Source organism: Corallococcus praedator (assembly GCF_003612125.1).
Taxonomy (GTDB): domain Bacteria; phylum Myxococcota; class Myxococcia; order Myxococcales; family Myxococcaceae; genus Corallococcus; species Corallococcus praedator.
The window spans coordinates 1-6,153 of record NZ_RAWI01000490.1; the positions used below are offsets into that span (position 1 = coordinate 1).

A 6,153-nucleotide genomic window follows, 5' to 3' on the forward strand; every position below is an offset into this window, starting at 1 on the left:
CCACCGGCCCCTCGCGAAGGGTCCCCGGCCGCAGCAGCCCCAGCCCCCAGCCCACCGCCGCGACGAGGCCGACGGCGTACAGCGCCCACCGGTCCGAACCGTCATGGAACGTGTTGGCGAGCACCTGGAAGAACTCAGCGCGGTTCTGCTCGAAGCCCTTCCACGCCAGGTTCTGCGGCGAGAACGTGGGCCCCCACGCCTTCCACGGCGCCCCGGGCTGGATGTCCGGCGGGTTGCCGAAGCGCAGCACCACCCACGCGAGGAACAGCGTCACGCCGGGCACCACGCCCGCGAGCGCCGCCACGCGCGGCCGCAGCCGGGCCAGGAAGCCGCGCGCTGATGCGTCCTCCGGCACGGGCGTGGTGAAGAGCAGCCACGGCAGCCCGAACGCCAGGAACCCGAACGCCTGCACGTGGAAGAGCAGCACCGCCACGAGACACGCGGCCAGCCCCACGGCCTGGCGGATGCGGTGGGGCACGTCCGTCAGCGCCCGCACGAACAGGCCACAGCACAGCAGCGTCAGCGGCAGCGCCGCCAGGTAGTTGATGAAGCCCCAGCCGAAGCTGTCCCCGTACGCCAGCGGCAGCGTGAGCAGCGCGGGCCAGGAGGGCCTGCCCAGGCTGCGCAGGAGGAAGGCCATGCCCAGCGGCAGCCCCACCACGTACGCGGTGAGGAAGACGCGGTTGGCGACCTCCAGCGGCAGCAGCCAATTGAGCGCGCTGACCAGGTAGTAGTAGCCCAGGTAGGGCGTCAGCTCATGCCGCGCGGCGAACAGCGCCGGGTACAGCGTCGTCGGGTCCTCCAGCCGGTGCAGCACGGAGATGAGGTACAGGTGCTGCGGCAGGTCCACCATGGGCAGGACGCGCGACACCCAGAGGGGCAGCGCGCCCAGGACGAGCGCGGCGGCGAAGGCGATGCGGGCGGTTCGGTTCGTCACGGGCAGGAGGGCGCGGACTGTATGCGCGCGCGCCCACACCGGGCGAGCGCACCGTGGGCCCCATGCGCTCTGTCGATGGGTAGGCAAAGGTACGTGCCCATGTCTTGGCAGGGGGAATGCCCTGCGGTATAGGCCGGACTCCAGGGGCCCGCCGTGCCCCGCCTGAGGAGAGCGACATGGCACGCAGCGCGACGTGGATGACCGCCGGATTGCTGCTGGGCGGCCTGTGGCTGGTGCCGGTGCCCGCCCATGCGTGCGAAGCCCACGCAAAGGCGAAGGCGGCGTCGAAGGAAGCGGCGAAGACGCCCGCGCCTTCCCAGTCCCCCGAGGCGAAGCCGGAGGAGGCCCCGCGTCCCCTGGAGGAGCTGGATCGGATGCTGACCGCGAAGTGCTCCTGCGGCAGCAAGGCGGACTGCACCTGCAAGCGCGGCAAGTGCGAGTGCTCCAAGTGCTCGGGCCGCCACGCCCCCGGTCAGGTGATGGACGCGCTGCGCGGCCGTCCCGCGACGCAGCAGCTGCAGGAGGCGCGCAACGACGCCTCCGCCGGCGTCTTCATCTGAGGTCCGCTGCCGCGGGCGTCACCGCCCGGCCCTTCAGACGGCCGGGGTGGAGGCGCGCGTGCGCGGCGCGGGAGCCCCGCCCTCGGACACGAGCACGGGCCAGCCGCGCGCCATCGCCTCGCGGAAGAACGTGGCCAGCTCGTGCCGGCTGTTGTTCACCGCGCCCTGGAACGGGTCGATGAGGGCTTCCTCGCCCAGGCTCTGCTGCGAGCTCAGCTCCACCGGGGTGCCGCAGCGCTCGCAGCGGATGGACACCTGGCGCACCAGCGCCACGGGGACCGCGTAGCGGGCGTTGCACTGGCCGCACTTCCACACCAGGGCGCGCTCGCCGGCTTCCCGTTTGGCCAGCTGCTCCAGCTCGTCCGCCAGACGCAGGAGCGCCGGCAGGTCCTGGGGCGGCTGGGCGAAGACGGCGCTGGGGCCAAAGCCCTTGCCCGGCGAGCCCAGGGCCGGCGGCCGGTCTCCCTGGAGCAGGGCGCGGATGCGGTCGCGGGCGCGCAGGTCGCGGAACTCGGCGCCGGCGAGGGCGCGCTCCACGGCCTCGTGGACCGGAGGCAGCTCCGGCTCCAGGCGCTCGTCGTCCGGCAGGGTGTTGGGAAAGTCCACCAGCCGGTGGGCGGGAAGTGCGAGGAATCGGAAGGCCACGTCTCTTCCATGGCACTTGGGCCCGCCGTCCGCAAGGCGCGAGTTTTCAAACCTGGGACGCGGGCGACAGTCCCTGTTCAAGACTTCAGGCAGACCACTCCAGCATCCGCTTGAGGGGCGCCAGCGCCGCGCCCTGGAGGTCCGCGGGCAGCACCAGCTCCGGCGTGCGGTCCCTCATGCACCGGTAGAGCTTCTCCAGCGTGTTGAGCCGCATGTACGGGCACTCGTTGCACGCGCACCCGTTGTCCGGCGGCGCCGGGATGTACGTCTTGTGCGGCGCGCTCTTCTTCATCTGGTGGAGGATGCCGGCCTCCGTCACCACGATGAACTTCGACTTCGGGCTCTTCACCACGTAGTCCAGGATGGCCTTCGTGGAGCCGATGAAGTCCGCGTGACGCAGCACCTGCTGCTCGCACTCCGGATGGGCCACCACCTCCGCGTCCGGATGCTCGACCTTCAGCCCCACGAGCTTCTTCTCGCTGAAGATCTCATGGACGATGCAGCTGCCCGGCCACAGCACCATGTCGCGCCCCGTCTGCTTCATCACGTGGCGGCCCAGGTGCTGGTCCGGCGCGAAGAGGATGGGGCGGTCCTTGGGAATCTGGTTCACGATGCGGACCGCGTTGGATGACGTGCAGATGACGTCGCTCATCGCCTTCACCGCGGCGGAGCTGTTCACGTACGACACCACGAACGCACCGGGGTGCTTCTCCTTGAACGCCTTGAAGGCCGCGGGAGGACACCGGTCCGACAGGGAACAGCCGGCCTTCAAATCCGGCAGCAGCACCTGTCGGGTCGGATTCAGGATTTTCGCGGTTTCCGCCATGAAGTGCACGCCGCAGAAGACGATGACGTCGGCGTCCGTCTTCTCCGCCGCCTGCGCCAGCGCCAGGCTGTCGCCGACGAAGTCGGCCACGTCCTGCACTTCGCTCTCCTGGTAGTAGTGCGCCAGGATGACCGCGTTCATGGAGCGCTTCAGCGCCCGGATCTCGGCCTCGTAGTCCACCGTCACGCCCATCGTGGTTCTCCTCGCCGGGCCTTCTGTAACCGCCTCTTGCCCCGGCGGCCAGCACGCTCCAAACCGCCCCGCGCGTGCTTCCTACCTGGCAGGGGGTCTGGGATGACTTCGCGCCTTTAACCTATTCCGAAAAGTCTCTTACCCTCGCGTACATCACCTAATCCATAGGAGCAGGTAAAGTACGCAGCGGTTTGCTGGCGGCTCACCGGGAAGACGTCACAGCGCGGGCTCGCTGGCAGCGGACATCCACCAGGCTCGGACACTCAAGACATGCGACTGGCGGGAACGGGGCCGGGTCAAGGCCCCGCGTCAACAGGAATGGCGCCTTGCGCGGGCGCCGGTGTGGCCCTTGCGCGTCGGGAAAAATCCATGAGCGTGCCCACTCACGAAGTCCTCATCGTCCACCCCAACGAAGCCCGTCGCAGCGCGCTGGTGGCGGCCCTGGGGGCACACCGGGTGGAAGCGGTGGGCTCCCAGGTGGAGGCCACCCGGCGGATGGAAGCGTCGGTGCCCACGCTGATCATCGCGCCCGCGGACAACGCCCGGCGCTTCCTGCGCCACGTGGACCGCGCCGCGCCGGAGGCCGTCTGCGTGTTCGTCTGCTCCCGGTCGGATCAACTGGGGCTGGAGGAGCTGGTGGAGACCGCCGCGGAAGGGCACGTCTTCAGCACCGTGGATGACGCGCTCTCCGAAGGGGAGCTGGGCCTGCGCCTGCGCGACATCCTCCAGTTGCGAGCCTCCACGCGCGTATCGCTGGACGCGGGCATGCGGGTGGACTTCCTGCTGCGCGACCAGCCCTTCGTCGCGGAATGTCAGGACCTGGGCAACTTCGGCGCGGCCCTGCGCATTCCCATGGATGTGTCGATGGCGGCCTTCCTCCCGGGCACGGTGCTGGACGCGCTGTCCATGGTGCGCGACGGCCGGCCCGTCCTTCACGTGGGCCGCGCCTACGTGCGCCACGCCACGCCGGTCCACCAGGAAGGCAGATCGTTCCTGCGCGTGGGCATCTCCTGGCGGCCCGCCCCGGAAGTGCCCTGCGCCGCGCCGCCGCGCACGCTGCGCGACCCGGTGACGGTGCTGGCCGCGCTGCGCAAGGCGCTCCGGCGCGAGCTGCCCCTGTGGCTGCATCCGCCGGACAGCCAGGCGGCGCACTTCCGGATGGAGTCCGCCACGGTGGATCCGGTGGACGAGCGCGGCATCCTGCGCGGCGTCGTGGCCCCGGGACTGCCGGCCAGCGTGGGTGAAGTCGTCCACCTGTGCTTCGAGATGGGCGGCCAGCACTACTCGGGCGTCACCAGCATGCTCCACGTCGCGCACGACGGCGTGTCGCTGGGCCTGCCCCGCTCGCTGTCGGTGGAGAACCGGCGCGGCCAGCAGCGCTTCCGGCCCGCGGTGGACCACCGCTTCCTCGTGCGCTTCACGTCTCCCTTCGGCGGCCAGCGCATCACCCGCGCGGTGTTGGACCTGGGCGGCCAGGGGTTCGCCTTCCCCATCGACGCGTCGTGCGAGGTGCTGCCCGCGGGCTCGCACCTGGACGCGGCGCTGCTCCTGCCGGATGGCTCGGAGGTGGCGTGTCAGGTGGAGGTGCGCTCGGTGGACGTCGTCCCGTTCGAGGCCCGGCATGATCAACGCCTGCGGCCCTACCGCTGCGGGGTGCGCATCCTGGACATGCCGACCGCGGTGCGGGACGCGGTGGTGGACGCGTTCGTGTCCGCCCGTTCGCCCCAGGTGAAGGACGGGACGGTGTTCCGCTTCCCCGACCTCTGGCGGATGATGCAGGACGCCCGCTACACCTTCCATCCGGATCACCCCTTCGGGGAGGAGCCCCGCGTCCTGCCCGCCCTGGAAGAGCTGCACGAACGGCTGGGCCGCGCGCGCGACCTGGGGCGCTCGCTCGTCTACACCGACGGGCTGCGGCCGCTGGGACACGTGAACGGGCTGCGGATGCACTCGGGCACGTGGCTGGTGCAGCACCTGGCCGTGCTGCCGGGCTTCCGTCGCAGCGAGCAGGTCTCCAGCGAGCTGACGTCGCTCGCGGTGGAGGTCGGCGAGGCGATGGAGGACGTGGAGTTCATCCGCTACATGTGGCGCACCGACAACCGCTGGCCCCACCGGCTGGGGACGTGGCTGGCCCGCGTGCTGGAGGGCCAGGGGCTGTGCCACCTGCGCCAGTTCCACTACCTGCGCGCGGACCTGGACGCGCTGCCCCCCGAAGGCCCGGGCAAGGGCCCGCTGCCCGCCGTGCGCGAGGCGGGCCCCGCGGACCGCAGGTGGCTGGAGACGTACTTCCGGGCCCAGGGCGAGATGGTGCGCCTGCTCAGCGAGGACCTGCTGGCGGACCTGGAGGCCGAACAGGAGCTGGGCGAGCGCTTCCGGGCGGCGGGGCTGCACCGGCAGCGGCGGATGTTCGTGGTGGACGGGGAGACAAGGCCGCTCGCGGTGGCGCTCCAGGAGGAGGCGACCCCCGGCCTGAGCCTCATCGAGGTCTCCAACAGCTTCAACCTCGTGGTGCCGGACCGGGCGCACCCGGACACGCGCCAGGCGGTGGCGGCGCTCGCGGCGCGGTGCCTCCAGCATGCGCGCGAGCGCGGCCGGCCCTCGGCGCTGGGGCTGATAGACGTGGCGGACGTGCCGGTGCTGCTGGAGGCGGGCTTCGTGGACCAGGGCCGCTTCTCCGAGTGGACCTTCCACCGCTCCATGGTGCGCCGCTGGTGCGAGGCCTGGCGCTCGCTCTTCGAGCGGCAGGCCCCCACGCGCCGCGCGGCCCGCGAGGCCCGTGCCGAGGCGCGCGCCGCCATCTCCCAGGAACAGGACCAGGAGGCGCGGTGATGTACCTGATGGAGTCCGAGGACGAGTCCCGGCGCCTCCTGGAGCAGGAGCAGTCCCAGGACACGCGCGGCGTGCTGCGCCTCACCGGCCTCAAGGCCGGGGACCGGGCCCTGGACGCGGGGTGTGGCCCCGGGGGCATCGCGGAGCTGATGGCGGAGCGGGTG

The 6,153-nt window shown here is 71.4% G+C and carries 4 protein-coding genes and 1 pseudogene; 2 read left to right on the forward strand and 3 right to left on the reverse strand.

What is annotated here, in order from left to right; all coding sequences use genetic code 11:
• Positions 1 to 937 (reverse strand): annotated as a pseudogene (locus D7Y13_RS36930) (hypothetical protein); the annotation flags it as partial.
• A 176-nt stretch (positions 938 to 1,113) separates the two neighbouring features.
• Here D7Y13_RS36930 and D7Y13_RS36935 point away from each other — a divergent pair.
• Positions 1,114 to 1,497, forward strand: a complete 384-nt coding sequence (locus tag D7Y13_RS36935; protein ID WP_120584527.1) for a metallothionein — start codon at positions 1,114 to 1,116, stop codon at positions 1,495 to 1,497.
• A 33-nt stretch (positions 1,498 to 1,530) separates the two neighbouring features.
• Here D7Y13_RS36935 and D7Y13_RS36940 read toward each other — a convergent pair whose 3' ends face one another.
• Both D7Y13_RS36940 and nadA read right to left on the reverse strand, forming a co-directional pair.
• A complete protein-coding gene (locus tag D7Y13_RS36940; protein WP_120584528.1) occupies positions 1,531 to 2,142 on the reverse strand; it encodes a zinc ribbon domain-containing protein in 612 nt (203 codons plus the stop codon).
• A gap of 85 nt (positions 2,143 to 2,227) precedes the next feature.
• Entirely contained in the window at positions 2,228 to 3,160 is a 933-nt protein-coding gene (gene nadA, locus D7Y13_RS36945) for a quinolinate synthase NadA (RefSeq protein ID WP_120584529.1), read from the reverse strand.
• Positions 3,161 to 3,529: 369 nt separating this feature from the next.
• On the opposite strand from nadA, the gene D7Y13_RS36950 reads away from it, so the two are divergent.
• Entirely contained in the window at positions 3,530 to 5,989 is a 2,460-nt protein-coding gene (locus D7Y13_RS36950) for a PilZ domain-containing protein (protein ID WP_199732839.1), read from the forward strand.
• The last annotated feature ends 164 nt before the right edge of the window (positions 5,990 to 6,153 follow it).